General features: G+C 66.4%; 33 protein-coding genes and 6 tRNA genes. 28 read left to right on the top strand and 11 right to left on the bottom strand.

What is annotated here, in order from left to right:
* Positions 1 to 14 precede the first annotated feature (14 nt).
* Complete coding sequence (locus EV645_RS11120) at positions 15 to 479, bottom strand: hypothetical protein (protein WP_130442335.1); 465 nt, start codon at positions 477 to 479, stop codon at positions 15 to 17.
* 671 nt (positions 480 to 1,150) lie between these two features.
* On the bottom strand, positions 1,151 to 2,044 hold the full coding sequence (locus EV645_RS11125; RefSeq protein ID WP_130442337.1) for an RNA polymerase sigma-70 factor: 894 nt from the start codon (positions 2,042 to 2,044) through the stop codon (positions 1,151 to 1,153).
* A 166-nt stretch (positions 2,045 to 2,210) separates the two neighbouring features.
* On the opposite strand from EV645_RS11125, the gene EV645_RS11130 reads away from it, so the two are divergent.
* Positions 2,211 to 2,699, top strand: coding sequence for a carboxymuconolactone decarboxylase family protein (locus EV645_RS11130; protein ID WP_130442339.1), 489 nt, complete (start codon positions 2,211 to 2,213; stop codon positions 2,697 to 2,699).
* Here the strand turns inward: EV645_RS11130 and EV645_RS11135 are convergent.
* Positions 2,689 to 3,210: a DinB family protein gene (locus EV645_RS11135; protein ID WP_130442341.1), complete on the bottom strand. Its 522-nt coding sequence runs from the start codon at positions 3,208 to 3,210 to the stop codon at positions 2,689 to 2,691. The two genes, EV645_RS11130 and EV645_RS11135, sit on opposite strands and share 11 nt — an antisense overlap.
* Positions 3,211 to 3,285: 75 nt before the next feature.
* A complete protein-coding gene (locus EV645_RS11140) occupies positions 3,286 to 3,696 on the bottom strand; it encodes a VOC family protein (protein WP_130442343.1) in 411 nt (136 codons plus the stop codon).
* A gap of 119 nt (positions 3,697 to 3,815) precedes the next feature.
* Between EV645_RS11140 and EV645_RS41815 the strand changes: the two genes are divergently transcribed.
* The 5 genes from EV645_RS41815 (at position 3,816) to EV645_RS11160 (ending at position 8,352) form a co-directional block, all read left to right on the top strand.
* Positions 3,816 to 4,190, top strand: coding sequence for a VOC family protein (locus tag EV645_RS41815; RefSeq protein WP_157997045.1), 375 nt, complete (start codon positions 3,816 to 3,818; stop codon positions 4,188 to 4,190).
* A 55-nt stretch (positions 4,191 to 4,245) separates the two neighbouring features.
* Entirely contained in the window at positions 4,246 to 4,377 is a 132-nt protein-coding gene (locus tag EV645_RS43135; protein ID WP_277877005.1) for a hypothetical protein, read from the top strand.
* A gap of 58 nt (positions 4,378 to 4,435) precedes the next feature.
* Positions 4,436 to 5,341: an SGNH/GDSL hydrolase family protein gene (locus EV645_RS11150; RefSeq protein ID WP_242000329.1), complete on the top strand. Its 906-nt coding sequence runs from the start codon at positions 4,436 to 4,438 to the stop codon at positions 5,339 to 5,341.
* Between the two features lie 49 nt (positions 5,342 to 5,390).
* Entirely contained in the window at positions 5,391 to 6,149 is a 759-nt protein-coding gene (locus EV645_RS11155; protein ID WP_242000330.1) for an SGNH/GDSL hydrolase family protein, read from the top strand.
* A gap of 310 nt (positions 6,150 to 6,459) precedes the next feature.
* Complete coding sequence (locus tag EV645_RS11160) at positions 6,460 to 8,352, top strand: heparinase II/III domain-containing protein (RefSeq protein ID WP_242000331.1); 1,893 nt, start codon at positions 6,460 to 6,462, stop codon at positions 8,350 to 8,352.
* A 97-nt stretch (positions 8,353 to 8,449) separates the two neighbouring features.
* Here EV645_RS11160 and EV645_RS11165 read toward each other — a convergent pair whose 3' ends face one another.
* The gene (locus EV645_RS11165) at positions 8,450 to 9,034 is read right to left on the bottom strand and encodes a mycothiol transferase (RefSeq protein ID WP_130442349.1); all 585 of its coding nucleotides are present in this window, start codon (positions 9,032 to 9,034) and stop codon (positions 8,450 to 8,452) included.
* A 63-nt stretch (positions 9,035 to 9,097) separates the two neighbouring features.
* On the opposite strand from EV645_RS11165, the gene EV645_RS11170 reads away from it, so the two are divergent.
* Both EV645_RS11170 and EV645_RS11175 read left to right on the top strand, forming a co-directional pair.
* Entirely contained in the window at positions 9,098 to 9,592 is a 495-nt protein-coding gene (locus EV645_RS11170; protein WP_130442351.1) for a hypothetical protein, read from the top strand.
* Between the two features lie 10 nt (positions 9,593 to 9,602).
* Positions 9,603 to 10,073 (top strand): NUDIX hydrolase, encoded by a 471-nt coding sequence (locus EV645_RS11175; protein WP_130442353.1) that lies wholly within the window; start codon positions 9,603 to 9,605, stop codon positions 10,071 to 10,073.
* Here the strand turns inward: EV645_RS11175 and EV645_RS11180 are convergent.
* Positions 10,068 to 10,622, bottom strand: coding sequence for a GNAT family N-acetyltransferase (locus EV645_RS11180; RefSeq protein WP_130442355.1), 555 nt, complete (start codon positions 10,620 to 10,622; stop codon positions 10,068 to 10,070). The two genes, EV645_RS11175 and EV645_RS11180, sit on opposite strands and share 6 nt — an antisense overlap.
* 63 nt (positions 10,623 to 10,685) lie before the next feature.
* Between EV645_RS11180 and EV645_RS11185 the strand changes: the two genes are divergently transcribed.
* From EV645_RS11185 to EV645_RS43140, 3 genes are read left to right on the top strand one after another with little or no spacing between them, the layout of a single operon-like run.
* Positions 10,686 to 11,618 carry a phosphotransferase gene (locus EV645_RS11185; RefSeq protein ID WP_130442357.1) on the top strand — a complete coding sequence of 311 codons (933 nt, stop codon included), beginning with the start codon at positions 10,686 to 10,688 and terminating at the stop codon, positions 11,616 to 11,618.
* A complete protein-coding gene (locus tag EV645_RS11190) occupies positions 11,615 to 12,262 on the top strand; it encodes a histidine phosphatase family protein (RefSeq protein WP_130442359.1) in 648 nt (215 codons plus the stop codon). Before EV645_RS11185 ends, EV645_RS11190 begins: the two co-directional genes overlap by 4 nt.
* Before the next feature lie 49 nt (positions 12,263 to 12,311).
* Entirely contained in the window at positions 12,312 to 12,446 is a 135-nt protein-coding gene (locus tag EV645_RS43140; RefSeq protein ID WP_277877006.1) for a hypothetical protein, read from the top strand.
* Between the two features lie 46 nt (positions 12,447 to 12,492).
* Here EV645_RS43140 and EV645_RS11195 read toward each other — a convergent pair whose 3' ends face one another.
* The 4 genes from EV645_RS11195 to EV645_RS11210 form a co-directional block, all read right to left on the bottom strand.
* Positions 12,493 to 13,263 (bottom strand): hypothetical protein, encoded by a 771-nt coding sequence (locus EV645_RS11195; protein WP_242000332.1) that lies wholly within the window; start codon positions 13,261 to 13,263, stop codon positions 12,493 to 12,495.
* Between the two features lie 632 nt (positions 13,264 to 13,895).
* On the bottom strand, positions 13,896 to 14,585 hold the full coding sequence (locus EV645_RS11200) for a hypothetical protein (RefSeq protein ID WP_130442361.1): 690 nt from the start codon (positions 14,583 to 14,585) through the stop codon (positions 13,896 to 13,898).
* Between the two features lie 410 nt (positions 14,586 to 14,995).
* Entirely contained in the window at positions 14,996 to 15,619 is a 624-nt protein-coding gene (locus tag EV645_RS11205) for a GNAT family N-acetyltransferase (RefSeq protein ID WP_242000333.1), read from the bottom strand.
* On the bottom strand, positions 15,616 to 16,404 hold the full coding sequence (locus tag EV645_RS11210) for a GntR family transcriptional regulator (protein ID WP_198681541.1): 789 nt from the start codon (positions 16,402 to 16,404) through the stop codon (positions 15,616 to 15,618). Before EV645_RS11210 ends, EV645_RS11205 begins: the two co-directional genes overlap by 4 nt.
* A gap of 127 nt (positions 16,405 to 16,531) precedes the next feature.
* On the opposite strand from EV645_RS11210, the gene EV645_RS11215 reads away from it, so the two are divergent.
* Genes EV645_RS11215 through EV645_RS11260 form a run of 10 tightly spaced genes read left to right on the top strand, consistent with a single transcriptional unit; the run spans position 16,532 to position 22,887 of the window.
* Positions 16,532 to 16,948 (top strand): plasmid replication, integration and excision activator, encoded by a 417-nt coding sequence (locus EV645_RS11215; protein WP_130442365.1) that lies wholly within the window; start codon positions 16,532 to 16,534, stop codon positions 16,946 to 16,948.
* Between the two features lie 14 nt (positions 16,949 to 16,962).
* Complete coding sequence (locus tag EV645_RS11220) at positions 16,963 to 17,340, top strand: hypothetical protein (protein WP_130442367.1); 378 nt, start codon at positions 16,963 to 16,965, stop codon at positions 17,338 to 17,340.
* Positions 17,340 to 17,609: a hypothetical protein gene (locus EV645_RS11225; protein ID WP_130442369.1), complete on the top strand. Its 270-nt coding sequence runs from the start codon at positions 17,340 to 17,342 to the stop codon at positions 17,607 to 17,609. Before EV645_RS11220 ends, EV645_RS11225 begins: the two co-directional genes overlap by 1 nt.
* Positions 17,610 to 17,614: 5 nt before the next feature.
* Positions 17,615 to 17,890: a hypothetical protein gene (locus EV645_RS11230; protein ID WP_130442371.1), complete on the top strand. Its 276-nt coding sequence runs from the start codon at positions 17,615 to 17,617 to the stop codon at positions 17,888 to 17,890.
* A 7-nt stretch (positions 17,891 to 17,897) separates the two neighbouring features.
* Positions 17,898 to 19,322, top strand: a complete 1,425-nt coding sequence (locus EV645_RS11235) for an FtsK/SpoIIIE domain-containing protein (protein ID WP_130442373.1) — start codon at positions 17,898 to 17,900, stop codon at positions 19,320 to 19,322.
* Complete coding sequence (locus EV645_RS11240) at positions 19,319 to 19,702, top strand: WhiB family transcriptional regulator (protein WP_198681542.1); 384 nt, start codon at positions 19,319 to 19,321, stop codon at positions 19,700 to 19,702. The genes EV645_RS11235 and EV645_RS11240 overlap by 4 nt, the downstream gene beginning before the upstream one ends.
* Positions 19,699 to 19,899, top strand: coding sequence for a hypothetical protein (locus EV645_RS11245; RefSeq protein ID WP_130442375.1), 201 nt, complete (start codon positions 19,699 to 19,701; stop codon positions 19,897 to 19,899). Before EV645_RS11240 ends, EV645_RS11245 begins: the two co-directional genes overlap by 4 nt.
* Entirely contained in the window at positions 19,896 to 21,446 is a 1,551-nt protein-coding gene (locus EV645_RS11250) for a replication initiator (protein WP_130442377.1), read from the top strand. The genes EV645_RS11245 and EV645_RS11250 overlap by 4 nt, the downstream gene beginning before the upstream one ends.
* Before the next feature lie 17 nt (positions 21,447 to 21,463).
* The gene (locus EV645_RS11255) at positions 21,464 to 21,646 is read left to right on the top strand and encodes a helix-turn-helix domain-containing protein (protein ID WP_198681543.1); all 183 of its coding nucleotides are present in this window, start codon (positions 21,464 to 21,466) and stop codon (positions 21,644 to 21,646) included.
* The gene (locus tag EV645_RS11260) at positions 21,646 to 22,887 is read left to right on the top strand and encodes a tyrosine-type recombinase/integrase (RefSeq protein ID WP_198681544.1); all 1,242 of its coding nucleotides are present in this window, start codon (positions 21,646 to 21,648) and stop codon (positions 22,885 to 22,887) included. Before EV645_RS11255 ends, EV645_RS11260 begins: the two co-directional genes overlap by 1 nt.
* Before the next feature lie 77 nt (positions 22,888 to 22,964).
* Here the strand turns inward: EV645_RS11260 and EV645_RS11265 are convergent.
* Positions 22,965 to 23,037: transfer RNA gene (locus tag EV645_RS11265), tRNA-Thr, on the bottom strand.
* A 600-nt stretch (positions 23,038 to 23,637) separates the two neighbouring features.
* Between EV645_RS11265 and EV645_RS11275 the strand changes: the two genes are divergently transcribed.
* The 7 genes from EV645_RS11275 (at position 23,638) to EV645_RS11295 (ending at position 25,313) form a co-directional block, all read left to right on the top strand.
* A tRNA-Pro gene (locus tag EV645_RS11275) sits at positions 23,638 to 23,710 on the top strand.
* A gap of 94 nt (positions 23,711 to 23,804) precedes the next feature.
* Positions 23,805 to 23,878, top strand: a tRNA-Arg gene (locus EV645_RS11280).
* A 2-nt stretch (positions 23,879 to 23,880) separates the two neighbouring features.
* A tRNA-His gene (locus EV645_RS41820) sits at positions 23,881 to 23,954 on the top strand.
* 84 nt (positions 23,955 to 24,038) lie between these two features.
* Positions 24,039 to 24,485, top strand: coding sequence for an HNH endonuclease (locus EV645_RS11285; protein ID WP_130442381.1), 447 nt, complete (start codon positions 24,039 to 24,041; stop codon positions 24,483 to 24,485).
* A gap of 34 nt (positions 24,486 to 24,519) precedes the next feature.
* Positions 24,520 to 24,592, top strand: a tRNA-Gln gene (locus tag EV645_RS41825).
* A 375-nt stretch (positions 24,593 to 24,967) separates the two neighbouring features.
* Positions 24,968 to 25,058, top strand: a tRNA-Ser gene (locus EV645_RS11290).
* Between the two features lie 60 nt (positions 25,059 to 25,118).
* A complete protein-coding gene (locus EV645_RS11295; RefSeq protein ID WP_130442383.1) occupies positions 25,119 to 25,313 on the top strand; it encodes a hypothetical protein in 195 nt (64 codons plus the stop codon).
* Positions 25,314 to 25,368 lie beyond the last annotated feature (55 nt).

Here is a 25,368-nt window from a genome sequence, read left to right on the forward strand (position 1 = left end):
CACAGCCACAAAGATCACCCCCGCCGAGGTGCTTCCCACAGGTATGCCACCAACTCGATCTGGTTCTGCAAGTCGAGTGCGTCTACCTGGATTCGGTGGTCGGCGTCCGGAGGGTTTGCCGCGTCCGCCTCGTGCAGCAGCCGGAACTCATCGTCGGTCAGCCAGACCTTGCGGGACGCCGCACGCCGCATCGCCTCTGGCAGGTCGACCGTCATGTGCACGATCAGCCACCCGGGAAGCTCTCGTCTGTACAAGTCGCAGGTCTCTGGCGTGAGCACGTCTGCGACGACGACTTCAACGCCCGTGGCCAGGAAATTGCGAGCCAGGCTGCAGGCGTTCGTCACACCGAGCCTTTGCTGTTGCCGGCCTTCCCTTCCCTTCCACGGAGCGGCGGCGCCGGTGACGACGAGCTGGCGTACGTCATCCACATCGATGAACGCACACCGTGGACGACCTTCCGCCAGGGCACGCGCTGTCACGCTTTTTCCCACCGCGGGCCCACCCGTGAGGATCAATGGTGGAAGAGTCATCGCTTCTCCGGGGGATGCCCGAGGGACCGCTGGTAGCGAGACGGGTTCACTCGACTGCCGAACAGCAGGAGGCCACCGATGTCTTCGCCCTCGGCACTCAGCACACGGCCCTCAACGTCAGTAGGGCGCGCTCAAGTGGTGACAGACGTCGCTGATCGGCAACTCCCATTGAGCGAACTTACCGCGCCCAGCCCGGCTGTGGATGGTGAGCTGGTGACGGCGTAAGTGTGGCCCGAGCACCACGACGGCCGGCCGGCTGCCGGGGTGGGCGTAGGACTGCGGCGGTTACGCGGTTCAGGAGCCAGTCGTCGGAGCGGGGTAGGGACCAGCCGAAGGTGTCGCGCGGGCGTCTACATCTTCTTGTGGGGCGTTGGGTTGTTCTAGGTGGCGGCAGGTTGCGGTGGGGCTGCGGTTGTGGCGTTGTTCGTAAAGAAGATCAGCGTGCCGGTGCTGGTCCTGCACGGCGAGGACGGCCAGGTCGTGAACCCGGCCACCGCCGCGCCGCGGTCAGCCGAACTCGTGGCGAGCGGCACGCTCAAGACGTACCCCGGCTACCCGCACGGGATGCCCACCACCCACGCGGACGTGATCAACGCAGACCTACTCACGCTCATCAAGTCCTACGCAGTACCGCGGGTGAGGGTGATTTCTTCCGCCAGGTGGGAGAGCTTCGCCGGGTTCCGGACGGAGTACATCCCGGCGATCAGCCCGTTGTCGACGTGGAGGACGGTGACCGTGTCGACCTCCTCGCCGAACCGGAGGATCAGGGCGGGTTGGCCATTGATGTGGGTTACTTCCAGGGAGGCGTTGGCCAGGCGGGTGATGGCCATGGCCAGGAGGCGGGCCACCTTGTCGGCGCCCACCACCGGACGTGGGAGGGCCTGTACGACGCCGCCGCCGTCGCCCAGGAAGACTACGTCGGGGGCGAGGATGTCGACCAAGCCTTGGAGATCCCCGGTGTTCACGGCGCGCTGAAACGCGGCGAGGGCGTCGCGCGTCTGGTCGGCCGAGACGACGCCCCGGGGACGCCGGGCGGCTACGTGGGAGCGGGCTCGGTGGGCTATCTGGCGGACGGCGTCCGGCTTCTTGTCGACGGCCTCGGCGATCTCGTCGTACTCGAGGCCGAAGACTTCACGGAGGACGAAGACGGCGCGTTCGGTGGGCTTGAGGGTCTCGAGGACCAGGAGCATTGCCATCGAGACGCTGTCGGCGAGTTCCACGTCCTCGGCCACGTCGGGCGCGGTGAGCAGCGGCTCGGGCAGCCACGGGCCGACGTACGACTCCTTGCGGCGACCCAGGGTGCGGAGGCGTTGGAGGGCCTGGCGGCTGGCGATGCGGACCAGGTACGCGCGGTGGTCCAGGACCGTGTCGAGGTCGACGCCGACCCAGCGCAGCCAGGTCTCCTGGAGGACGTCCTCGGCGTCCGCGGCCGAGCCGAGGAGCTCGTACGCGACCGTGAACAGGAGGTTGCGATGGGCAACGAAAGCCTCAGTGGCTTTGTCGGTACCGGTCATGGCTGGACTCCTTGTCCGCGCGGGTGTCGCCCAATAGATGCCGGCCGTCGGACTTCTGTGACACGACGGCCGGTATGGCGCTCGTCACGTTCCGGGACCGTCACGGCACACCCGCCGGCGGCATCTCGTGGTCATCCAGTAGATCTCACGAGTAAGGACGACGACGATGGAACCCCGTATCGACGTGATGCAGAGCGAGTTCGGCGCCAAGCTGGCCAAGCGGCTGTTCGCAGTACACGGACTGTTGCAGCAGACGGCGCTGCCGCACGCGACGCAGAACCTGGTGATGCTGCGCGCCAGCCAGATCAACGGCTGCGGGCACTGCATCGACATCCACTCCAAGGAGGCCGCGGCGGAGGGTGAGACCGCGACCCGCCTGAACCTGGTCGCCGGGTGGAGGCACTCGACGGTCTTCACCGAGGAGGAGCAGGCCGCGCTGGCGCTCACCGAGGAGGCGACCCGGCTGGCTGACGCGTCCGAGGGTGTCTCCGACGAGACGTGGGCCCGGGCTGCGAAGTACTACGACGAGAACCAGCTGATCGCGCTGGTGACGCTGATCGCGATGATCAACGCCACCAACCGGATGGCCGTGACATTCAACCAGCTCGGCGGCTCCTACGAGCCGGGCCTGATGGCAGCCGCGATCAGCCAGTAACCCCGCCGGCAGGCAGGTCCCAGATCCGCTCGGACTCCCAGGCGTACTCCCACGCCTGGATGTCCGGCGGCTCGATGCCGAGGCCGGTGAGGATGGCGCAGACCTGTTCGCGGTGGTGGTTGGCGTGGTTGATCGCCTGGGCGATGAAGATGCCGACCCGGGTACCGCGGGTGTTGTTGTCGACGATGATCACGCGTTCGACGTCGATCGGCTGGGTCAGGAACACCTCCCACAGCGCGCCGGCGTCGGCGTTCCAGCCCTCGATGGTCTCGAGATCGGTCGCGGTGTCGCTGTCGACATAGTCGAGCGGCCGGTCCACGATCCGGCGCAGGTAGCTGCCGTCGCACCGGACGATGTGGTCGAGGGTCGCGAGAATGCCGCCGTACGTGCCGACGCCGGTGATCTCCAGCTGCTCGGCCGTGAGTTTCTGGTCCAGGCAGAACCTGGTCAGGCTCCCGGTCGCCCAGTTGTTGTGCCGAATGGGGTCGTACAGCAGGTCGTTGAGTCCCATGCAGGCCAAGCTAGCCGTGCCCGCCCGGCCCGGGGTACTGGATTTCGCCCCGGGCGAGGCGCGCGTACGGCGAAGTCAGCTCGCGGCGATGTTGACCATCCAACTGATGCCGAACTTGTCGGTCACCATGCCGAACTCGTCGCCCCACATCTGCTTCTCCAGCGGGACCGTCACCTTGCCGCCGTCGGCGGACAGCTTCTCGTAGTACCCGCGCAGCTCGTCGCCGTCGCCGCTGAGGCTGATCGAGATGTTGTCGCCCGGGTTGTACGGCATGCCCTGCGGGGTGTCGGCCGCCATCAGCGTGAACCCGCTCGGGGTCTCGAGCTGGGCGTGCATCAGCAGGTCGTCGTCCTGCGGGCCGTGGCCCGAGCCGAACTCCTTGAAGGTGTTCTTGGCGACCTCGCCGCCGAATACCCCCTGGTAGAACTCCATCGCCGGACGCGCTTCGCTCTTGAACTGAATGTACGGATTGAGCCGGGATGCCATCGATCGTTCCTTCCCCCAACAGGCCGAACCCTCTGGTACGGCGCCTATGCCCGCACAGTAAACCCGGCCGCCGACAGTCCGCGACACCTCGAACCCACCCGTCCGGTTAAGGTCTCGGGATGATCGTTCGACATATCACCATCGATGCGGCCAACCCCTACGAGCTGGCCCAATTCTGGAGTACCGTGACCGGCTGGCCGCTCGCCGACGGCGACGTACCGGGCGACGACGAGGTGCTGCTGGTGGCGCCCACACCGGTTCCCGCGCTGCTTTTCATCGCAGTACCGGAAGGCAAGACGGTCAAGAACCGGGTGCACCTCGACTGGGGTCCGACCGAGCGCACCCGCAACGAAGAGGTCGAGCGCATCCTGTCCCTCGGCGGCACGATCCACGAAGACCACCGGGCACCCGACGGCCGCGGCTGGGTCACGATGCGAGACCCGGAAGGCAACGAATTCTGCGTCGAACGCAGCGAAGCGGAACGCGTCGGCTGATCCGGCATGGCCGAAAACCCTATGCGTGGGTCGGGTCTTCGGGGATGCTTGGGGGGTGAAGTGGTGGTGGCGGAAGAAGAAGAAAGCTGCCGAGGAGGGGGAACCTCGGCAGCGGGGGACGCGACGGGACGAGGTCAAGGACCTGCGGGCTCGTCTGACGGGTGAGGGGTACACGCTGAAGCACTGACCGCTCGATGCAACCAAACGGGCGGGCTGGAGCGTTTAGTAAGTGGGGGGCCGGGGGGATGCACCAGGTTCGGGGCGCGCCGCGTCATGTCGCGGCGCGCAGACGACTCACGCTGGGGGGTGTCGGCACGCTGAAACAGGTCCGCGTCCACCCGCAGCACGAGCGCGTATCGACCCTCCGGGCATTCCTGGGATCAGTCGCCTCGATCTTCGTCACGTTGGTGGTACTCGCGGTGCTCGCCGGCGCGCTCGTCGTACTCGAGCCGCGGACCACCGACGCAGACACCACCGCCGACGGCACCGGTTCGTACAGCGTGCCGACGAAAGGCCCCGGCCTGTACGGATCGGGCACGCTCGGCTCCTGGCAGGACCTGATCCGGCGGATCTCCCCCGAGGACCAGATCCGCGACGTACTCACCTTCGACGGCATCGTCCTGTTCGGCGACAGCATCGCCGTACAGGACAGCGCGGCGCTCGAACGTCGACTGGCCGACAGCACCGGCGACTCGATCGCCTTCCACGACTGGTCCGGTCAACCCACCTCGGCGGCGGTCGATGCACTCGAGGAGTGGTCGCGTGACTACGGTCTGCCCCGGCGGATCGTGATGGCCGTCGGTACGAACGACATCTTCGACCCGCCCGCGTTCGCCGCACAGGTGGAGCGCGCGATGAAGCTCGCCGGGCCGGACCGGACGGTGTACTGGGTGAACGTGTACGTCAGCCGCACCAAGCAGCCGCCCGCCGTACGAGATGCCGATCTCGCGAACAGCGCATGGGTCAACGACGAGCTCTACCACGCTGCGCTCAAGTACCCGAACCTGCGGATCATCGACTGGTCGACGTTCCTCACGTCGCGGCCGGACGGGCCCACGCCGTACCTGCGCGACGGCGTACACACCAGCGAGCCGCTCGGCGGCAGCGCCCGCAACGAGCTGATCGCCGAGGCGATCAAAGCCGGCCGCTAGGACAACCGCTCGACCTCCCTGCGCGTCCGCAGTACGGGAAGGACGAGCCATGTCACGTATCCGGAGTTGGTCGGCGTCGGCCGCGATCATCGTGGTTCTGACCGCGTTCCTCCTGGCGCTCCTGCATTTCGACGCTCCGGCCGCACACGCGAAGACGACCACGTCCGCCATCAGCACAGGAAGCTACGGATCCGGCACGCTCGGTTCCTGGCAGGGGAACAACCGGGTCATCTCCAGCGGCGCCCACGTCCGCCACGTCGTCTCGACGAACGGCGTGGTGCTGTTCGGCGACAGCATCGCCGTACAGGACGGCGAAGCGCTGGGCCGGCTCCTCGGACAGCAGTTGGGTACGACGTTCGCGGAGTACAGCTGGTCCGGCCAGCCGACCTCGGCCGCTGTCGACGCGATGGCTTCGTGGGCTCGGGCGTACGGCCTGCCGAAGCGGATCGTGATGGCGGTCGGGTCGAACGACATCTTCGATCCGCCCGCGTTCGCCGCACAGGTCGAGCGAGCGCTCCGGATCGCCGGGCCGAGCCGAACCGTGTACTGGGTGAACGTGCAGGTCTCGCGCACCGATGAGCCGACCTCGGTGCAGGTCGCCGATCAGCGCAACAGCGAATGGATCAACCTGCAACTGGAGCAGGCGTTATCGGATCATGCGAACCTGCGGATCGTGCCGTGGGCGGAGTTCCTTGCAGCACGACCCGAACGCATCCACACCGAGCTGCGCGACGGCCGGCACACCACTGTGCCCGCCGGCCAGAACGCGCGGAATGCCCTGATTCTGCAGGCGATCCGGCGCGGCTGACGCTGCCCTTCCGGGCAACGGCCAACCGGAGTGGCCGATCCGATGCAACCTTTTGCCGCCTCAAAACATCTATATGGCAGAGGAACAAATCTGAACCTCGGGGGGAACCGATGGCGACGCAACTGACCGGAGCGTGACCGGCAGCACATCCGATGCCGACAGCAACCTTTGATGGTCCGCCGAACGTTTCTCGAGTACAACCGCGACGTAGCAGCAAACACCATCCTGACCACTTTCCCGGGGACCGCCCTACCCGAATTCAGGTCTAGGCCAGAAGAGTCATGCGTGAAGCATGTGGGGAGGACCAACGATGCCCGCCAGACATCTGCGCACGACCAGAACGACGCTCCGACTCATGATCCCGCTGCTCGTGAGCGCCGCCGTCCTGGCCGCCGTACTGGTGATCCCGTGGGGCGGCTCCGAGCCGGAGGCGGCCCCGGACCCGACCGTGAGCCACACTCCCGAACCGCCGACAGCACCGCCGACCCCGGCGAAGCAGAACACCTACGCCTGCCCGGCGTACAGCGGGATCGACCACACGAACCCGGTCGCGAACCTCTACCAGGACGAGTTCACCTGGGGTACGACGCCGCCGACGAAGGTGGGCGACGGCAAGGGGAACATCAACTGGCGGATCAACCCGGACAAGAACCCGAGCTGGTACATGTGGCTGCACTCGCTTCGTTGGCTGGGGCAAGGAATCAATGCCGGCGCGAAGGGCGACAAGCGCGCCCTGCAACGGGTCAGCAACATCGCGCGCGACTGGGTCAACGACAACCCGTACTCGTGGAAGTCCGACGTCGGCGCGTACGAGTCGACCATGCACCGCACCAACGTGCTGATCTGTCTGCGGCAGGCGGTGCTGTCCGGGTTGCATGTGGTGAAGCTGCCGCTGACCTACACCTGGCTGGACGATGCGCTGATGGAGCACGCGTGGTTCCTGCAGAAGAACTACAGCGGCGACTGGAACCACGGCACCGATGAGAGCCTCGCGCTGTTCGGCATCGGGTGCACGCTGCAGCGCAACGACCTCAAGAAGATCGCGTCCGATCGGCTGACGAGTGCGATCAAGACCTCCATCGATACGCAGGGGTCCACGAATGAGCAGTCGACGGCGTACGCGCAGTTCAACTACGCGCTCTGGGGACGGGCCATCGACGTACTGCGCAAGTGCGGGGTCGATCCCGGTACGACGATCATCGCGCGCCGCCGGGAGCTCGCGAAATGGCTCGCACTCGCGACCAACTCGCTCGGGAACCTGCCGCAACTGGGCGACTCGGAGGTCGTGCGCACGGTGCCCGTTCCCGGGACCGTTCTCGAGTACGCCGGGACGCACGGCCAGCAGGGGATCCGGCCGACGCAGCGGGTCGGGATCTTCGACGCCGGGTACATCTTCGGGCGCACCGGGTGGGGCGAGAAGCGGCCGTTCACGCAGGAGTCGACGTACAGCATCCGGTTCGGGCCGTCGCAGAAGCTGCACGGGCACAACGACCACACGTCGATCACGTACACGTCGCACGGGCGCGACATCCTGATCGACGGCGGGCATGCCGGGTACAAGATCGACGACTGGCGGTTCTGGGCGAAGAGCCAGTTCGCGCACAACGAGCTGACGGTGAAGTCGGCGACCGGGCACCCGGAGACTCGCCTGACGCGGTCGTCGATCGGCGCGACGTCGGAGTTCTACGAGTTGCAGGACTCGCCGGGGGCCGGGATCGATCGGACGCGCGACGTACTAGTGCTGAAGGATCCCGATCTGATGGTCGTGCTGGACCGCGGGACGTCTTCTTCGGATGAGGATTACTCTACGCTCTGGCACCTGCCGTCGGATCAGAAGGTAGTTGTCAGCGGCAACGACCGCGCGGTGGCCGCCAAGCCGGGCGACCGGGTGAAGACGACGCTGCTGCAGATCCCGTTCCAGCAGCAGACGACGCCGATCGAGGTCGTCTCCGGTTCACAGGATCCGATCCAGGGGTGGCACTACAAGACGATCGACAAGCGGGTGGCGGCGCCGGTGGTGAAGTTCAACCGGTCCGGGAACAGCGCGAAGATCCTCTCGGTCATCGCGCCGACCCGGACCAATGCGGTCGTCAGCTACTCCACTTCGCAGCAGGGCTCGCGGATGCTGGTCAACCTGAAGGTCGACGGCGTGACCACGGTCATCGCCGTGTCCGCAGACGGGACCCTGCAGCGGATCAAGTAGGTGCCGGATCTGCAGCCCATCACAATCGCGGAACCCGGTCGGCGCTGAGCGTGGCGTCGTGCCCGGTGCCGCGATTGTGATGGCGTGGCGATCCGGATCAACTGGTCTTCGCAGCGATCGGCTTCCACTCCCGCGGCGGGTCCTCGCCGACCCGGCCGTCGACGGCCTCGCGGATGAGGTCGGCGTGGCCGGTGTGGCGGCCATACTCCTCGATCAGGTCGCAGACGAGGCGGCGCAGGCTCGCGTGCTGCCCGTCCGGCCAGGAGATGTCGGCCGGCTGGTCGAGCCCGCCGTCCGCGATGGCCGTGGCCAGCGTCTGGCGGGAACGCTCAACCGCGCCGTCCCACAGGGCGTACAGCTCCTCCGGGGTGTTGTCGGCCGCGGAGTTGAACTCCCAGTCGTTGTCGTCCCGCCAGCCGTTCTCCACCCATGGCCCGTCCATCGGCAGCCCACGGAACTTCACGTTGAACATGTAGTCCTCGTTCGCCGCGAGATGCTTCATCAGCCCGCCGAGCGTGATCGACGACTTCCCGATCCGCGTGTCCAGTCCGGCGGCATCCAGCCCGTCCACCTTGTACCTGAACGTCGTACGCAACCGATCCAGCGCCCCGACCAGATGCTCCGAATCGCTCCCCGCAATCGGCGGCTCCCACCAAGGCGAAACCCACTCATTCTCAGCCATGCCAGCACCGTAAACCCCATTCCGGACACTCCCCTTCCGGAACCAGGAGCCATACTTCTGGGCATGTCAGTCGACACCTGCCCGAGCTGCGGCCGGGCCCTGGACGCCCACGATCGGCACGTCCGATTCACCCTGCCGGACCCGGTCCTGGACCTGCCCGACCAGGAGCGCACTCCCGGCGCCTGGCTCAGCCATCAGACGCCTCGCGAGTCGGTGATGATGCAGGTGCCCGGAGCCGGCGCGTTCGTCCGGGTCCTACTGCCGGTGCAACTCGACGGCGGTTACCACGTGACGTTCGGCGCATGGCTCGGCATCCATCCCGCCGAGCTGCAGCCCACGTTCGCAGTCTGGTGGGAGCCGGAGTACACCAACCTCCGCCTCGAGGGCTTCCTGGCCAACAAGATCTCCCCCTGGAGCCTGCTCGCCACTCCCGCCATCGCCACCGTCCGCAACCCCGACGAAACGCCGTACGTGACCGAGTCGCCCCATCCGGCGTTGGCCGCCGTACTCACCAAGTCCTGGCCCCACGACGAGATTCTCCCCCACCTGCCCGATTAGGCTCCGGCGGATGGGACGGTATGCGGGTGTGATTGCGCGGTACGGCGGGCAGGTGGCGCTGGTGTGGGAGCGGTACGAGGCGTGGGATGCGCCGTACTGGAATCTGCCGAGCGGTGCGGTCGAGGAGGGCGAAACGCCTACCGCCGGCGCGATTCGCGAGCTGCGGGAGGAGTCTGGGTTGCTGGCTGTCGAGGCGGACCTTGCGCTTGTCTGGACCACCGAGGTGTTGATCGGCGGTCGTGTGACGTCGCGGTCGTGGAACTACGCGGTGGACGTGCAGGACCCGGCGTTCGCGATCGACGATCCGGATGGGTCGGTGATGGAGGTGCGCTGGTTCTCGGCGGAGGACGCAGTACGACGGCTCGGCCAGCTGCCGTATCCGCCCATCGCGGTGCCGGCGATCGACTACCTGACCTACGGCGTACGACGGCAGGACTGGACCTTCACGTTGGACGGCGAGGACTGGAGCTGGGACTCATAGGTCTCGGCGTACGACGATGTTGCGTCTGGCCTGGGTGCGGTGTTCGGCGTACGGCGTGAAGCCGGCGTCCAGGAATGTGGTGAGGACGCCGCGGCCTGGGTCGCCGGGCATCGTCTTGACTGGGTAGGCCTCCACGAGGCGGGCGCCCGAGGTGCGGGCGTAGTCGACGGCTGCTTCGATCATCGGGAGAGTCAGACCGCGGCCTCGGTAGCCGGCCTTGACGAAGAGGCAGTTGATGGCCCAGATCGTGTCGTCGTCGGGGTCGTCGATGGGCAGCGTTCGCGAGTGGACGATCGCGTAGTACTCCGGTCGCGGCGCCACGGCACACCAGGCGGCCGGGCACACGTCGACGTACCCGATGAGGCCGACCGGCATCCCTGCCTGGACGAAGCTCTCGAGAGCTGCGCGGTTCTCCTCGCTTCCGTTTCGGGCGACGTCGCGACTGGGCAGGCGGCGCGCCATGCACCAGCATCCGCGCGTCCCGCCGCTCGGCCCGAACAGCTCGACCAGGTCGTCCCATCGCGTCTGGTCAACGGGGTGGACCTCCATCGGCGCATTCAACCATGAGAATCCGGTCGCGTTTGCTGTCCGCGCGTGGAAAGGTCGGGCATCATGAGCGCCTCCGACCTGACCGGCTTCCTTCGCGGGCGAGGCGTTGATCCCGTCAGTGTCGTACCGCTCCTCGGCGGCGAGAAGAACCGCAGCTGGCTGGTCGACGGCGCGTTCGTTGCCCGGAGCTACAGCACCAGCACGCCGGCCGAGGTGGAGTACGAGCTCCACGCGACGGAGTTCCTGGCGCAGCGAGGCTTTCCGACGCCCGCTCCGGTGCGCGCCGACGACGGATCGGTCTGGGGCACGATCGATGACCGCCCGGCAGCGCTCTTCACGTACGCCGCTGGCGCGCATCCGACCGACCTGCTGGACGGGTACTTCTCGACCGATCTGCGACTCGGCCGCGCCGCCGCGGGACTGGCGGCCCAGCTGCACGTCCTCACTGCGGACCAGAGCTTCCCCGGCCGACGGAACACCCGGCTCGATCCTCTCGAGCGCATTGGGACTTTCCTGCGATCGCCGTACGCCGATGTCCCCGTACTCCGGGAAGCAACCCGTCGCCTGACCGCGCTGCACGAGAAGATCGCCGACGTCTACGCCAACGCGACAGGTCTGCGACAAGGCCTCGTCCACAACGACATCAGCGCGGTCAATCTCCTGCTCGACGAGGTCACCGGCGACATCACAGCCCTCATCGACTTCGACGACTGCATGACGTCGTTCCAGCTGTACGACCTCGGCCGCATCGCCGAAACCTGGGGCCGCACCCCCGACCGCCACGCAGACCTCACCCGCATCAAGGAACTGATCGAGGCGTACGACGCAACGCGCCCGCTGAGCGACCGTGAAGCTGAGCTCGCGGTCGACCTGATCGCGACGTACGCCGCCGCAACCGGGGTCGACATCCTGACGAACATGCTCCGCGCCGGCGCCGACGTACAAAGCCCCGCGGACAGCTACTCCATGCTCTTCTTCCTGGACCTGACCGCATGAGACACATCTACCTCGTCACGCATCCAGAGGCACAGCACCACGTCGACGGCATCGTGGGCGGCTGGCACGACTCGGTTTTGACCGCCCGCGGACACCAGCAGGCCGAACGCATCGCCGACGTACTGGCGAGCCGAGTCGGCCCCGAGCCGGTCGAGGTCCACTCCTCCGACCTACGCCGAGCCAGCCAAGCAGCGGAGCGGATCGCTCGGAGGTTCTCCGTCGAGGTCCACACCGACGCACGCCTCCGCGAAAGATCCAACGGCGAGGCCGACGGCCGTCCCCAGGCGTGGCTAGCCGAACGCCGCATCCCCCTCCCGGAGTACGGCGACCGCCTTGCCCACAACGATGGACCCGCCGGCGCGGAGACCCGACTCGCCTTGGTCGAACGCCTCTACCCCGCCCTCGACGACATCCTCAGCCGCCCAGCCACGACCCAGATAATCGTCTCCCACGGCTCCGCCTCCAGCTACCTGATCGCCGCCTGGATCGGCATGCCGATGACGTCCACAGACCGCGTCTTCTTCCCCCTGACCTCAGGCAGCATCACCACCCTGGTCCGCAACGACTCCCACTTCAGCCACCAGGTAGTAACCCTGAACGAAACCCACCACCTGAAGGACCCCGAGGCTGAAGCAGGTGAATGACGGGGTGTGGACGGCCACGAAGAGCGCACCGCGCGGCACAATGCGTCGCGTGGACCGCCCTGCCCTGACCTCGCTGACTTATGCGAGCACGAACACCCTGACGAACGTTGCTGACCTGCTCACCCGCACCCTCGGGCTGGCGTTCGAGCAGCGGTTGACGTGGCCTCGCACGAGAAACCGTTGACGCCAGAAGCCCGAACCCCTGCCCTGGCCGCCTGGCGGAATCCGGGTCACTCTCCGAAGAGCAGTGGGGCCGTGCCGGGCTCTCCGGCGCGGCGGAAGTAGACCGGGTCGGCGAAGGTGGCAGGCACCTTGCCAAGTCCCTGGATGACTGTGGCGGTGCCGTTCGCGTGGCCGACGGCGTACAAGTAGGCGGACCGGGTGTCCCTGTCGATGCCGAGCAGCAGAGTGCCGTACACGCCGCACTTCTCGGCGATCAGCGCGTCGAAGCCCTGCCAGGTGGAGTCGCGGACCCGCTTCACGATCGGCTTCATCGGCGAGGTCAGGGGAAGCCGGATCGTGTACAGCGCGCCGCCGCGGGTGTTGGCCAGGAAGGTGTCGTACGTCGCGGTCTGGCTGATCAGCGTCATGGTCTTCACCGCCGAGAAACCACCCGCGGACTGCGGGTTGGTCCAGCCGAACCCGCCCTTGGAGTCCCACCGCGTGAGCGTGCCGTTTCCATGCAGCGCGTAGTGGTTGACCAGCGCGAACGGGTTCGTATCGTGCGGGTAGCTCGTCTCGAGGAACGTGGCGTCCCCCCAGCCCCCACCGATCCGGAAGTTGTGCGACTGCGTCCGATCGACCTCGCCGGCTGTTGTGAGGAAGTAGGTGCTGCTGTACAGCCCGGAGCCGATCACCACATGGCCGGCGTACGCGCCACCGAAACCAGGCACGACCGGGTCGTTGAAGAACAGAGTGCTCAACCTGGGCAGGCCCTCGGGAAAGAGGTCGGCGTACCCCGCCTTCTCCTGCACCGTCAGCGGCGAGCCGGCAATGACCACCCTGTCCGTATGACCCCGACCCGCGGTCACCGACCCGGTCTCAATCCGGCACCCCGCAGCAGCGGTTGAGCCAGCAGCCACTGCCTCGCCCACACCCCCAGACAACATCCCCGCCACCAGCACCGCGGCAGCCGCCACCCGGCCGACACTCCCAAGCCGTCCCAACATCTCCACCACTCCCCAACAGCATCTGGGCGCCACCGCCCCAGAACCGGCACCAGGCAGTATCAGAACCCCTACCTACATCGATACGCCGCAGCCCCGAAAAGTTACACCGCCCAACCGCGGGAACTCGCACCACGAACCGCACCACGGAGTCCGGGAAGACGAGAACCCCAGAGTCAGGAGCCAACCTCTGACCTGGGGTTCTGTGTGGAGCCGCCTGTCGGAATCGAACCGACGACCTTCTCATTACGAGTCGTCCGAGACAAGTACACGGCCGTCTGAGCTGGCCGCTCTGCAAGCAGGACTCCACCGGCCGACGACCCGATTAGTACAGGTCCGTCCAGACCGATCGAGGGATCCTGTTAGCAAAGTTGTTAGCAACCGTTCGGACGGCGAGCCCCTCATTACGAGTCCGTTGCCCGAGCCTCAACTGCGCGACGTCCCCCAACATTGAGCAGTGATCGTGCTCAGTGATCGGGGGTCGTTGGCGGCTGTTCGGGGTCCTTCGGGGGCACCTCGGGGGCACGCCGTTTGGTAGAAAGTCCGCGCCGACGCCTACGACTGTTGCGGTCCCCCAGCCACGACGCACAGGCTCGATTCAGATCATTGATCTGGAGCATCGTTGCGTTCAACATCTCGATCGCTTCACTGACGGCCGCCATCACCACCTCGGGGTCGGGTACTGGCTCGACCTCCATCGCCTCGGCCGCCGTCTCCACGCGCTTCTCTGTCTCGTCGAACGACTTGTCGATCTCGTTGACGAGCGGGGACATGGTGTCCAAGACAAAAGCCTCATCTACCAGCGCGATCGTGGGAAAGTTGATGTTGAATGCCGTACCAAAGCGCATCCGACACAGCCTGACCTCGACTTGCAGTCGCCGAAGACGTTCGGCTACTTCCCCGATGGGCTGGTTGATCAGCTCCTGGACGTCCGCAAGTACCTTGAGCGAGTCGGCTGTGAGACTGCGAACCACGGAGCGTGCGTCCATCTCCGTGGCGACACGCATCTCTGATTTGTGGGTCCACCGAACCACCAGGTAGGCAGTCAGCGCAGCCACTAGGCCGCTGACGACCGCGCTTCCCAGCCCCTGGAGGAGATTCGACCACCCACCCAAGGTCTGAAACCACGTCGCAGCCACCACATCGCTAAGAGTCACCTGCGGATGATAGGGACCCTGTGCTCGCGCTACAACCCCGGACTTAGCGTCTTCCCGTCTGCCGTTCAGCCCACGCGTAGCGCGATCAGGAGACGCCAGAGGGGCCAAGATGGAGCGCCCCGCTGGACGAACGATCTTGGCCCCTCTGGTGGCTCCTGATAGGTCCTGACTGGGCTGAGCGGCAGGCGGGAAGACGCATCCCGGCCCCCTTCGAGCTAGCCAGGCCAAACCGGGCCGTCATCCCGGAGTCGTGAGGCCCCCGCCGGAGGCAGTGCTCTTGGCTCTCAGAAAGACACCGAGAGCGGGCGCGGCGGTGAACGGCCGGAGGCCGCATGCGCACGCCGCGCCGCGCGCCGAAGGCGCGCCTTGATCCATAAGAGCCAAATTCGGCAAGGGGATCGGCAGGAGGGTCAGGCGATAGACGGGACGAGCGTGATCCGAGTTCGGCGAGCCGAGGTGTCTGGCTGGCTCGGGGTTGGCAGGTCGTGCGTCAATTCGGTGATGACCGAGTCGGCCTGCGTCTGGTGCCGATCGGTGGCGTGCCGCTGGAACAGAGCGCCGGACGGGTAGTCGCTGAGGTCGAGCGTCCGGACGTGGCGGAAGCCGCGCTGCTCGTAGTACCGGTGGAGACCGATGTTGTCGGTCCAGACATCGATCCGGACCCAGTTGTTGCCGAGTTCTCCGGCTCGCTTGCACGCCCACTCGATCACATCGGTGCCGAGTCCGGAGTACTTGCGCCGGACGATGAGCCGGTGGAGGTACATGGAGGGCTGCTGCTGCTCCTCGGGCGTCCAGAGCTTGGGGTCGGAGAACGAGTCGAGCGCGACCGTGGCGGCGGTGGCCCCGGCGTCGTCGCGGACCATCCAGGTCTCTCCGGCCCGGATGCTGCTGAGGATCCGCTCGGACTGCGCCTCGGGCGTCGGCCACGCGGCAGCCCACTGGTCAATGCCCTGCTTGGCGAGCCAGTCGCTTGCCTCCTGGCGCATCGCGAGGATGACCGGCAGGTCGTCGATCGTGGCTTGCTCGATGATCACGACGCGTATCCGTTCTGGCCGTGGTAGCCGCTGATGTCGCCGAGCTCGTAGACGAGCCGGTTGCGATCACCCGCGAAGATCGTCAACGTCAGTCGGAGCGGTCGGGTGTCGCTGTAGGTCGTGCGGACGTAAACGAGTACCGGAGTGCCGATGCCAAGTCCAAGCTTCCGCGACTCGTCCGGCCTCGGCATCCGAGTCGTGACCTCGTCGACGTAGCCGATCTCAACGTGTCCCTTGGCCGCCATCGCTCGGATCGCTCCGCCTGCCACGTCATGCGGGGTGAGGAGGCCGCACTCCTGGGCGATGTCCATCGGGTAGTAGCTGTCCTGCAAGCTCGACGGCTCACCGTCGACCTGGCGGACGAAGGATCGGGAGACGAGCGAGTCGCCTTCGTCGACGGTCAACCGTTCCGCCAGTTCCGGCGATGCAGGGACGATCCGCATCTCGAAGTCGCGGTATGCCGACTTGTGACCCTGCGCCGCCTGCTCGGCGTGGAAGGCGTCGACCTGATCGCTTGACATCCGGTCGCGGCTCTCCGCCCAGCTCGCGTGGTAGGTCGTGATGACCTGCTCGCGCACGATGGTGCCGCGTCCCTGGGTGCTCGTGATCATGCCTTCGTTCTGGAGCTGGGCGAAGGCGAGTCGGACGGTATTGCGGGAGACGCCGTACTGCTCGCGCAACTCGGCCTCGGTTGGCAGCCGGTCCCCTGCCTTGAGCTGGCCGCCGCGAATCTGCTCGCGAAGGTCGGCCGCGATCTGCCGATAGAGCGGCTCTGACTGCGCCATGTGCATGCCTTCCAAAAGTTGTCCCAACAAATGGTCTCATCCCTCTTGACCTAGCACCAATCTGTACCTAAGGTCGGTGATGTACCAAAGGTTGGTACGAATCGAAGAGTGAAGGTGAGATCACACCATGGCGATGCCCCGCAAGATCAAGGTGAGCTTCGATGACGCTTTCCCGTACGGCGCGTACGCGGTCTCGGCCGTGACCGAGGTCAGGGACTTCGACCGCTCGACGAAGGACCGAGCAGTCTTCGCGACCGACGAAGAGACCGGTCTGCCGATCTGGTCGGTTGATGTCATCGATGGTGACCCCGACGCCCGCAAGGCGGACCGGACGGTGTCGATCAAGATCCTGTCCAAGGTGCAGCCGGTTCTGCCTGCCCACGCTCCGGGCAGCCCGTTCACTCAGGTGGTGTTCGAGGGCATGACGGCGACTCCGTACGTGTCGGAGACCGGCAATGGTCGGGCTCGTCTGGCGTGGTCGTTCCGAGCCACTGAGGTCCGGGCTCCGCGCAACTCCGCCGCCGCGAACAAGCCTGCGGCCTGAGAGCGGTGACCGCGATGCTCAACGAACTCAGCGCGCGCGTGTCGGTCGGAGTACATCTTCGGCCGACCACCGGCCTCAGGGTGGCGAGCTTTCACCGCGACACCACCGGTTCGCCGTTCGTGTCGATGCAGATCGGAGACGGTGCCGGAGAGGTTGCCGTGATGACTCATCAGCTTGCCGACCTGGACCGTCTTGGCGACCTGGTCGCAGAGGCTCGGCGGTCGCTGGCCTCGATGCTCGTCGACACCGCCTGGGAGCGGCATGACGACCCAACTGCTGAAGACAACCCACTCGACGATGACGACGCGGACGACTTCGAGGACGACGAAAACGACGATCAGGCGTCGAACCCACCCGGCTCACGGCTGCTCCACGCCGAGGGGTGGATCTGATGCCACTCTTCGCGACGCGGCGTGACTTGGATGTGTGGGCTGACTCGCTGGGGGTCGCCAACGATGACGAGGCGGTCGGGGTTCTCCAGCGGCTGTTGGGTCGGTTGCTGGATGGGCAGGACCGGGTTCGGTCTGCGGCCCGCGCCGTATCTGGTGCTCCGAGCAAGGACCTGCACAGCGAGCTGAGCAAAGCGTTGGGCCGGATCGACTTGTCGGTCGTCGCGGTCGAGGACGCCTTGCGCGGCTTCCAGATCCACGAGAGGCGGTGACACCGATGGCAGTCACTCGGAAGGGTCGGCTCCTGGTCGCCTGGGCCAAGGCGCTCGGTGTCGACAACGACCTAGACGCGATCGTCGAACTACACCGGCTGATGAACCAGCTCGACGACGCCAGATCCGTTCTCCAGAAGGCCAACGCGCTTCTCGTGAACGCACCCGACCCCGACGCGGCACGCGGCTGTGTCCTCGCGATGGGGTCCCTGCAGCGGGCAGGCGCCCAACTGCTGACGGTTGAACGGCGATTCCACAAACACGAACGAGGACGGGGCTGATGAACCCATGGTTACCAAACTGGCTCAAGTACTGGGGCGGCTGGTTAAGACCCTCGCGTACCTGGTGTTCGCGCTGCTGCGCCGTCCGGGGCTGACCGGTCCCCTCCTGGTCGCGGCTGTGCTGGCCGTGCAGGTGTCGCGGTGGGGCTGGCTCGTCCGCGTCTGCGTCCTAGTCTTGGTTTTGGCCGGCGGATTTGCCTGGCGGCTCAAGCACCGCTCGTCGTTCAACCGGCTGGTGTGGATCCCGGCCGTGCAGTGGTACCGCCGCTGGATCCGCTACGGCCTGGCCTGGCGGTTCTGGATGGGGCGCTGTGGCCTCGGGATCACCGACGAGACCACCGGCCGAGTAATGCGTCCCCGCATCGTGAAACTGCGCTACACCCCCAGCGTCGACCGGCTCCTCGTACAGCTCCCGGTCGGGCTCACCAGCAAGGAACTCGACGACAAACGAACCCACCTGGCCGAGTCGATGCGCGCCCTCGACGCCCGGACACGCAAGGACCGTCCCGGCCGGGTCTGGCTGGATCTGGAGATGCGCAATCCCTTGCAGGCAACGATTCCCGCCATCCCGATCGTCGAGTCACTCGACCCGGCGATCCTCGATGGACTGGTGATCGGGTACGCCGACGACGGCACCCCGTGGCGGCTGCGGGTCCGTGGCTCGCACGTCTTCATCGCTGGCGCGACCGGCTCGGGCAAAGGCTCGATCATCTGGTCGACGCTGCGGGCACTGGCACCGTTCATCCGGGCCGGGCTGGTCGAGATCTGGGCCGTCGACCCCAAGGGCGGGATGGAACTGGAGTTCGGCAAGGACCTGTTCACCCGCTACGAACGCGACGACTACCAAGCCATGGTGGCACTCCTCGAAGACGCCGCGACTGACATGGACGAGCGGTGCAGGCGTCTCCGCGGAACGACCCGGACGTTCAATCCGACCACCGCGACACCGCTGGTGATGGTGGTCGTCGACGAGCTGGCGACCCTCACCGCCTTGCAGCCTGACCGGCGTCTCCAGGGCCGCGCTGAAAACGCGCTCGGTCTCCTGCTGACCAAGGGCCGCGCGCCGGGCTTCCACGTCCTGGCCGCCGTCCAAGACGTCACCAAGCGCGTCTGTGAGTGGCGCGACCTGTTCCCCGACAAGATCGCGCTCCGGCTCGGTAAGGCGACCGAGGTCGACATGGTGCTCGGTGACGACGCCTGGGACAACGGCGCGCTCTGCGACTCGATCCCCCGATCCCTGCCCGGCATCGGCTACGTCCTGATGGAAGGCCAAGCCCACGCGACCCGAGTGCGCGCCGCCTACGTCACCGACGACGAGATCCGCGCCATGGCCCGCGACTACCGGCCGCGCCGCGTCCTCCACTCGATCGATGCCCCCGGCAACACGACCCAGAACCCGACCGACGACCCCGAGACGGGAGAGGCAGCATGAAGGTCCACGAGATTCCTGGCCAGCTCGAACTCGTCTTCGAGACCCCAACCCTGACCCTCGACCAGCGAGCCGAGATCAGTGCCTACATCGTCTCCGGCTGGCAGGGCATGGGCGAATGCCGCTCGGTGGCTGACGACTCCTGTTTCCCCGAACCCGGCCAAGCCACCTCCGCCGCTGTCGATCGGTGCGGGTTCTGCCCGGTCCGCCGTTCCTGCCTCGCATCCGCGCTGGCCAACGATGAGGAGTTCGGTGTCTGGGGTGGCACGACCGAGGTTCAGCGCGACGTGATTCGCACCGACATCGCTGCCGGTGTCCCGATCGTCGACGCGCTCGACCGGTCCACGCTCCTCCCAGAACTGCTGTGGAGGCAGGCCTCATGACCGTCCGACTCCGCGTCTCCGGCGACCCCGACGAGATCGAGATCATGCTCAAGGTCCTGGGCGTGGTGTTCGACCTGTCCGGCACCGGCCGCATGTACCCGAACAGCGGCTCGGCGGGCGTCCGCGTCTACCTCCTAGCGCGGATCCCGTGGGCCGGTGAACGAGACCACCCGCGCCGAGGAGATGGTCCCCAATGATCTCTACCCTCGGCCAGATCGCTCCGGACGTACTGCATGAGCTTGCCGTCCGCAACGGCGTCTGCGTCCGCCCGGTGCTGTCCCGGATGACCGACACGACGACCGGTGAACAGTCCGTCGTACCGATCCCCTGCGGCTCTACGCAACACCGTCAGTGCCCTCCGTGCGCTGACCGGGCTCGCAAGCTCCGCATGCAGCAATGCCGCGAGGGCTGGCACCGCGACGACGAGATCGCCACCGACGAGGACCAGGTCAACGAGCTCGGGGACGCCACGGATGACGACGAGGACCAGGTCGACGACGAACCAGCGCGCCGCATCCGATCCACCCGTCGCCGCCAGGACGCCCCCGACCTACCTCGGGTCCCGATGGAGAACCGCACCGTTGGCACGACCTTCACCGGCTCCAACGGCCAGACCTACCGGCCGTCGATGTTCCTCACTCTCACGCTCCCGTCGTACGGCAAGGTCGGGCCTGACGGCACACCGGCTGACTCGGAGTCGTACGACTACCACCAGGCCGCGATGGACGCGCTGCACTTCCCCAAGATCGTCGACCGGTTCTGGCAGAACCTACGCCGCTGCGCCGGGTACAAAGTCCAGTACTTCGCCACCGTCGAAGCACAACGCCGCCTCGCCCCACACCTGCACGCCGCCGTTCGGGGCGTCATCCCCCGCCAGACCGTCAAGGACGTTGCCGCCGCCACCTACCACCAACTGTGGTGGCCGCAATGCTCCCGGCCGGTCTACGTCGGCGACGAGCTGCCCCGGTGGGACGAGCTAGCCGGCCGATTTCTCGACCCGGTCAACGGTGCTCCCCTGCCCACCTGGGACGAAGCCTTGGACGCCATCGGCGACGACCCGGCCGCTGTTCCCGCGCACGTGGTCAAGCTCGGGACCCAGCTCGACTACCAAGGCATCCTCGGCACCGCTGACGACAAGGTCGGCAAAGCGATCGGCTACCTCACCAAGTACCTCGCCAAGTCCATCGCCGACACCTACGGCGACGACGACGAGATCACCACCCCACAAGCGATCCACCTCGACCGCTTGCATCGCGAGGTCCGCTGGCTGCCCTGCTCGCCGAGCTGCTCGAACTGGCTCCGGTTCGGCGTACAGCCCCACGGCGCGGAAGCTGGCATGCGGCCCGGCTGGTGCCCCTCAAAGGCCCACGACCGGCATCACCTGGGGCTCGGTGGCCGCCGCGTCCTGGTATCGCGCCAGTGGACCGGCAAGACCCTGTCAGACCACCGCGCCGACCGCGCCGAGGTCGTCCGTCAAACCCTGGCCGCTGCCGGTGTCGACATGCACGACACCAACCGCTACGCCACTACCGAATCCCTCGAGGACGGCACAGCCCGCTTCATCTGGGAACCCGTCGACCGGAACAACGACGACGACCTACCCACCTGGCACGGACTGATGACCCGAGGCATCAACGAACGGATCCGCTGGCGAACCGACTACGAGCAAGCCAAACGCGCCGGACCCAACCCCGGCGACACCAGTTCGGCAACCGACCACGACCCCGCCACCACGGCGGCATGACACGAGGGGATACGACGATGAACGACGGAAAGCTGCTGTACCGAGTCGCTGAGGTTGCTCCGATGCTGAGCCTCAGCCGGGCCAAGGTTTTCCAATTGATCAAGTCCGGCGCCCTGATCTCAGTGAAGGTCGACGGCTCGCGGCTGATCAAGGCGGACGACCTACGAGCCTACGTGTCTGCCCTCGGAGAGGCCGCCTGATGGCCAAGTTGAAGGACGGCGTGATGAAGCGCGGCAAGACCTGGTCGTATGTGATCCGCGTCGTCGACCCAGCGACCGGGCTCAGCAAGCCCAAATGGGTGGGTGGGTTCGCCACCGAGGACGACGCGAAGGAAGCCCGAGACGAGGCACGTCGGGCAGCACGCAGGGGCGAGTACGTGGATCGGAAGGCGATCACCGTTACCGAGTACCTCGGTGACTGGATCGACGCGCACACGATCGAGATCAAGCCCAAGACAGCGGACACCTACCGCTATCTCGTTCGGCAGTACGTCGATCCGCACATCGGCAAGATGCGGCTCCAGGCGGTCCGACCAACGACCCTCACCAGCCTCTACATCAAACTGATGAACGGCGGCGGGAAGAACGGCAGCAAGTTGTCTCGGGCAACGGTCGACTACGTGCACGCCATCCTGAGGAAGGCATTCAACGACGCCGTCCGATTTGAGCAGCTCCTATCGACCAATCCGGCTGAGCGGGCTAAGAGACCACGGCGTGAGGCTCGGGGGATCACCGAGGTCTGGACGGCCGACCAACTGCGCCTATTCCTCGGCCTAGTCAGTTCTCATCGCCTGGCAGCCTTCTACCGTCTCGCTGCCTATACCGGAGCACGTCGGGGCGAGTTGCTCAACCTCCGGTGGGCCGATGTTGACTGGAAGGCACCGGCTGTTCGCATCCGTGGGTCGGTCGGCGTCGTGGCTGGCGAGCGGGTGGAAGGATCGACCAAGGGCGGCCGCGAGCGAGTGGTCAGTCTCGACGCTGGGACCATCGATGCGCTGAAGGCCCACCGCAAGCTGCAAGCTGCTGATCAGCTCGTCGTGGGCGAGGCGTGGACAGACACCGGGCACATCTTCACAACCGGCCTCGGCCAACCGATCTACCCAGACACGGTCACCCAGCTATTCGGCAAAGTGTTGCGTGCGTACAACGAGCCTGAGGACCCGGCAGATCGTCCGGCCAAGCCGCTGCCACACGCTCGGCTGCACGATCTGCGCCACGTCCACGCGACGATGCTGCTCCTGGCCGGGGTGCCGGTTCATGTGGTCGCGGAACGGCTCGGGCACGCTGACCCGTCCATCACCCTGCGTGTCTACGCTCACGTGATCCGGAAGAACGCGGCCGGGGTCGCTGACATCTTTGCGACGGCCGCTGACGTCGAAGACACGGGCTCGGATGACGATGAGGGAGACGAGCCAGAGGCGGGAGTGCTGGTGCCGTGTTAGCAGATCTGTTAGCAAGGTCCGGCCCCGGACATATGGAACCCCAGGTCATGTACCACGTGACCTGGGGTTTCTCTGTGAGCCGCCTGTCGGAATCGAACCGACGACCTTCTCATTACGAGTGAGACGCTCTGCCGACTGAGCTAAGGCGGCGGGTGCCGAGGCAAGAGTGTAGCGGGAGTCGGGGGGTGATTCCGAATCGGTTCGCCGGCGGAGGGGTGGGGCTGTGGGCTGGATCACCCGGGGCGGGCGGACCAGGGAACCGGCGGGGGTCGGCGCACGTCGGACGGGCGAGGAATTGACCGGTGGAATAAATGATGCGGGAAATGCGTTGACTGGGCCGAGTGGGATGCGACAGACTATTTCCCGCAAGGACCAGACCCTGAGGAGACATCGTGTACGGCGCAAGCACCCTGACAAAAGCCTGGCGGCCCGGCCGCATGGTTTTGTCGGCATGCCTGCGACCGGTTAGCGACAACGCCTTCGACTACCACCAGCTCAGCATTGAGCGGAGCCCGCGTGTGGGCGGTTCGCCTGGGTGATCTCCGAGTGAGGAGAGCTCCAGGAGCCGTCTGAGCCGGGTACCGGCAGCAGGCGGCTCTTTTCTTTTGCCCGAACTTCGGGTCATCGCCGATGTGCAATGGTTGCGGACCGGATTCCAAAACCGCGTCATGAGGGTTCGATTCCCTCCATCGGTGCTTTCCGGTATTCACGAATACCGGCACGACCAATTGACAATTGCACAGCAATTTACCAGCTGTAGGCCAGCGGCGAGGCCACCTCATTTGGGTTGAGGAGATCGGGGGTTCGAGTCCTCCCAGCTGGACCCGGCGCCCGCAGGATGCTTGCTACCGGCCGAGCGGGCGCCACAGACGTGCCCTGCGACGGAAATCCGCAGTACATCCGGCGCAGGGCACTGAACGCCCGTGGCTCAACTGGAGAGAGCACCGGCCTACGAAGCCGGGGGGTGCAGGTTCGAATCCTGCCGGGCGTGCTGTGTCCGAAGCGGAAGTGGGCGATGCGCCGGGACGTGACCCCGGAGGAAGCGGGTTCGAGCCCCGCCGGACACCCTGAGTGAACATCTGTTGACCCGACACCGAGATCCCCGACCTGCCGACCGCAGGTCGGGCACACTGGATGGGAGGAGGTACCTGATGAGCGGTGTGATCGTCCTGAACGCCTCGTACGAGCAGCTGCACGTCGTGTCGATCCCGCACGCCATCCGGATGCTCGTCCGCGAGGTCGCCGTCGTCGAGGAAGCCCACGACGGCGCCAGCATCGGACCGTTCCCCCTCCCCCGCGTACTGCGTCTGGTCCGCTACGTCGTGATGAAGTGGCGGTACGCGTCCGGCCGGCTTCAGTACACGCGCGCCGGCGTACTCAAGCGCGACAAGTACCTCTGCGCGTACTGCGGTCAGCCCGGCGCGAGCACGATGGATCACGTGATCCCACGATCACGGGGCGGCCGCGGTGAGTGGCTGAACGCCGTCGCCGCGCACTCCGGGTGCAACGAGAAGAAGGGCTCGCGAACACCGGAAGAGGCCGGCATGCCACTGCTGTGGCAGCCCTGGATCCCTTCCCGTGCCGAGTTAGCGCTCTGACGCGACACCCACCCGGTGTCGCGGCAGAGCGCGATGCCAGGTGGGCGCCGGCGACCCACCCTCGGTTCTGACCCGAGGCCCCGCAGGTTCGACTCCTGCCCTGGCAGCTGCATGCCTCATCAGGGTTCAAGTTCTGCTCGAAGTCGCCATTTGCGGGTCGAGACGCTGGAGATGCTTCGCCCGAGTATCTGTGCGGCATCGGCCTGGCGGTGGGTCAGGACGATCAAGTCATCAGATTCCGTCCAAGGCTTACGGACGACCCGGTATCTGCGGGCCTTCTCGGCAGGCGGCAGCCACGCGGCAACTTTCCGAGCAGCGTCGACCTTCCGCTCAATCCCCAGTACGTCAGGGGCATACCAAACCCAGTCGGCAAGACGTGCAGCCGCGAGGTGCCGTCCGTCTGGAGCAAGCCGATGGCGTAGGCGACGTCGGGACGGTCCACGTCATCGAACACCGGAGTAGTCAATCACTTCGTGCAACAAGGTGAGATCCGCCTGTAGGCAGGGGCAGCGGTTTGCTGAACCGTCGGTCGGCTGACATGTCGACCCGTGAGTTCGAATCTCACTCTCACCGCTGGGCGGCCGGGATGGACCGGCCGCCCTGCCAACAATCAGAAAGAGAGGAGGACCGGCTATGGCCGACCTCAGGAACAGGAAGCGGGTGCCCGGCGGTAGGACCGGTGCTCCGGTGAAGCAGGGGCATGCGTTGCGGCGGGTGCAGCTCGCCTGTGGGCATGTGCAGCGGGACCGGATCGCCCATGCGGGTGATCACGTGTGGTGTGAAGCCGACTGCTCGGACTGGATCCGCGTGGTTTCCGTCGAAGAGTAGTCACTCGGTTACGCCGCCCGCCGTCGTCAGGGGAGACGGCGGGCGGCTCATCGAG

The sequence above is a fragment of the Kribbella rubisoli genome (assembly GCF_004217145.1).
Lineage (GTDB): Bacteria > Actinomycetota > Actinomycetes > Propionibacteriales > Kribbellaceae > Kribbella > Kribbella rubisoli.

What these genes read in the sequence shown, in the direction of transcription:
- EV645_RS11220 (WP_130442367.1), top strand. Translation starts at nt 16,963, where the DNA reads ATGCTCAACGAACTCAGCGCGCGCGTGTCGGTCGGAGTACATCTTCGG.
- EV645_RS11250 (WP_130442377.1), top strand. Translation starts at nt 19,896, where the DNA reads ATGATCTCTACCCTCGGCCAGATCGCTCCGGACGTACTGCATGAGCTT.
- EV645_RS11185 (WP_130442357.1), top strand. Translation starts at nt 10,686, where the DNA reads ATGAGCGCCTCCGACCTGACCGGCTTCCTTCGCGGGCGAGGCGTTGAT.
- EV645_RS11295 (WP_130442383.1), top strand. Translation starts at nt 25,119, where the DNA reads ATGGCCGACCTCAGGAACAGGAAGCGGGTGCCCGGCGGTAGGACCGGT.
- EV645_RS11235 (WP_130442373.1), top strand. Translation starts at nt 17,898, where the DNA reads ATGGTTACCAAACTGGCTCAAGTACTGGGGCGGCTGGTTAAGACCCTC.
- EV645_RS11240 (WP_198681542.1), top strand. Translation starts at nt 19,319, where the DNA reads ATGAAGGTCCACGAGATTCCTGGCCAGCTCGAACTCGTCTTCGAGACC.
- EV645_RS11130 (WP_130442339.1), top strand. Translation starts at nt 2,211, where the DNA reads ATGGAACCCCGTATCGACGTGATGCAGAGCGAGTTCGGCGCCAAGCTG.
- EV645_RS11150 (WP_242000329.1), top strand. Translation starts at nt 4,436, where the DNA reads ATGCACCAGGTTCGGGGCGCGCCGCGTCATGTCGCGGCGCGCAGACGA.
- EV645_RS11215 (WP_130442365.1), top strand. Translation starts at nt 16,532, where the DNA reads ATGGCGATGCCCCGCAAGATCAAGGTGAGCTTCGATGACGCTTTCCCG.
- EV645_RS41815 (WP_157997045.1), top strand. Translation starts at nt 3,816, where the DNA reads ATGATCGTTCGACATATCACCATCGATGCGGCCAACCCCTACGAGCTG.
- EV645_RS11285 (WP_130442381.1), top strand. Translation starts at nt 24,039, where the DNA reads ATGAGCGGTGTGATCGTCCTGAACGCCTCGTACGAGCAGCTGCACGTC.
- EV645_RS11260 (WP_198681544.1), top strand. Translation starts at nt 21,646, where the DNA reads ATGGCCAAGTTGAAGGACGGCGTGATGAAGCGCGGCAAGACCTGGTCG.
- EV645_RS11255 (WP_198681543.1), top strand. Translation starts at nt 21,464, where the DNA reads ATGAACGACGGAAAGCTGCTGTACCGAGTCGCTGAGGTTGCTCCGATG.
- EV645_RS11125 (WP_130442337.1), bottom strand. Translation starts at nt 2,044, where the DNA reads ATGACCGGTACCGACAAAGCCACTGAGGCTTTCGTTGCCCATCGCAAC.
- EV645_RS11165 (WP_130442349.1), bottom strand. Translation starts at nt 9,034, where the DNA reads ATGGCTGAGAATGAGTGGGTTTCGCCTTGGTGGGAGCCGCCGATTGCG.
- EV645_RS11180 (WP_130442355.1), bottom strand. Translation starts at nt 10,622, where the DNA reads ATGGAGGTCCACCCCGTTGACCAGACGCGATGGGACGACCTGGTCGAG.
- EV645_RS11140 (WP_130442343.1), bottom strand. Translation starts at nt 3,696, where the DNA reads ATGGCATCCCGGCTCAATCCGTACATTCAGTTCAAGAGCGAAGCGCGT.
- EV645_RS11230 (WP_130442371.1), top strand. Translation starts at nt 17,615, where the DNA reads ATGGCAGTCACTCGGAAGGGTCGGCTCCTGGTCGCCTGGGCCAAGGCG.
- EV645_RS11245 (WP_130442375.1), top strand. Translation starts at nt 19,699, where the DNA reads ATGACCGTCCGACTCCGCGTCTCCGGCGACCCCGACGAGATCGAGATC.
- EV645_RS11225 (WP_130442369.1), top strand. Translation starts at nt 17,340, where the DNA reads ATGCCACTCTTCGCGACGCGGCGTGACTTGGATGTGTGGGCTGACTCG.
- EV645_RS11210 (WP_198681541.1), bottom strand. Translation starts at nt 16,404, where the DNA reads ATGGCGCAGTCAGAGCCGCTCTATCGGCAGATCGCGGCCGACCTTCGC.
- EV645_RS11190 (WP_130442359.1), top strand. Translation starts at nt 11,615, where the DNA reads ATGAGACACATCTACCTCGTCACGCATCCAGAGGCACAGCACCACGTC.
- EV645_RS11170 (WP_130442351.1), top strand. Translation starts at nt 9,098, where the DNA reads ATGTCAGTCGACACCTGCCCGAGCTGCGGCCGGGCCCTGGACGCCCAC.
- EV645_RS11155 (WP_242000330.1), top strand. Translation starts at nt 5,391, where the DNA reads ATGTCACGTATCCGGAGTTGGTCGGCGTCGGCCGCGATCATCGTGGTT.
- EV645_RS11160 (WP_242000331.1), top strand. Translation starts at nt 6,460, where the DNA reads ATGCCCGCCAGACATCTGCGCACGACCAGAACGACGCTCCGACTCATG.
- EV645_RS11135 (WP_130442341.1), bottom strand. Translation starts at nt 3,210, where the DNA reads ATGGGACTCAACGACCTGCTGTACGACCCCATTCGGCACAACAACTGG.
- EV645_RS11175 (WP_130442353.1), top strand. Translation starts at nt 9,603, where the DNA reads ATGGGACGGTATGCGGGTGTGATTGCGCGGTACGGCGGGCAGGTGGCG.